Consider the following 1,231-nt stretch of genomic DNA (forward strand, 5'->3'; position numbering starts at 1 on the left):
CACTTTTTAACTAAAACGCTCGATGTACTTCATCGGGCGTTTTGTATTTTAAAGCCGTATGAGGCCTCATTTGATTATAGATATCTACGGACTCTGCTACCATCGTCCTTGCTTCTTTCAGATCTTTCGGTTTCTTCAGCAAGAGCTCCATTTTGAGTATCCCATTTACACGCTCAGCTAAAGCATTCTGATAACAGTCATACCCGTCAGTCATTGAGCAAGTCACTCTATGTTTCTTATGGATATCTTGATATTCCTTCGAACAGTATTGTGAGCCTCTATCTGAGTGGTGTATTAGCTTTTCTTCACTCTGCCGTTGCCTGAGAGCTGAGATAAATGCCCGCTTAACTGATTGAGTTTTCATGTTGTCATCCACATAAAAACCAACAATCTTCCTTGAATAAGCGTCTGTAACCAAGCTGAGATAACTCTCTCCATTTTGAGTTGGCAAGTAAGTAATATCAGCAACCCACAGTTGTTCTGGCTTCGTTGGTGTCAGCCCATCTTTCACTTTGTTTGGGTGACAGAAAAATCGATGACGGCTGTCAGTCGTTCGGTGATAGGCTCGTCTTGCTCTCACTAACAGCCGATGTTTTCTGAGAAGTTCAAAGAGCTTATCGCGACCTATTTGAATGCCCTTTGTTGCTGCTAAGAACTTCAGTTTACGCGTGCCAATGCGTGGCTGCTTCAGCCTGACTTCACGGACAAAGCCAATGACAGCATGCTCATGATGTTCACAACGAGATTGAGTTTGGCATTGCTTATAATAAGCTTGGCGAGAGATTTGTACTAACTGACAAAACTTCGTAACGCTCAAACCTACTATGGTTTTCTCTTGGACAACGCTTCTTTGTGCTTTTTTGTCACTCTAACACCATAGTCACGTTCCATAACGTTCACGACAGCTTCAAAGAAGTCGGCTTTGAGTTGAGCATCTTCGAGCTGCTTCTCAAGCTCTTTAATACGTTGCTCTGGTGTAGGAGGTGAATTGAACTCGGCCATAGAGTCTCCTTTGGACATAAAGTTAGGTGTCCCTTTAGACCAATCTAGTCGACCATGCTTACGAAGCCAAACCAAAACCGTAGAGCAACCTTGGATGCCATACTTCTCTTGGGCTTGTTTGTAAGTGAGGCTTCCTTTTTCAACCTCATCAACTACAGTGAGTTTAAAAGCGAGGGAGTAATCGCGCTGAGTTCTTTTAGTTGTTGATTTCATAACACTCTCCAATTTT

1 protein-coding gene is annotated in these 1,231 nt (G+C 42.8%); it reads right to left on the reverse strand.

Annotated features, from left to right (window positions below):
• Nucleotides 1–10 precede the first annotated feature (10 nt).
• Nucleotides 11–1,215 (reverse strand): IS3 family transposase gene (locus tag R7040_RS24505; protein WP_151514398.1). Its coding sequence is split into 2 segments (ribosomal slippage): nucleotides 11–864 and nucleotides 864–1,215, totalling 1,206 coding nucleotides; the frame shifts between segments, so codons are not numbered across the junction.
• Nucleotides 1,216–1,231 lie beyond the last annotated feature (16 nt).

The organism is Vibrio sp. 1069, from assembly GCF_033340555.1.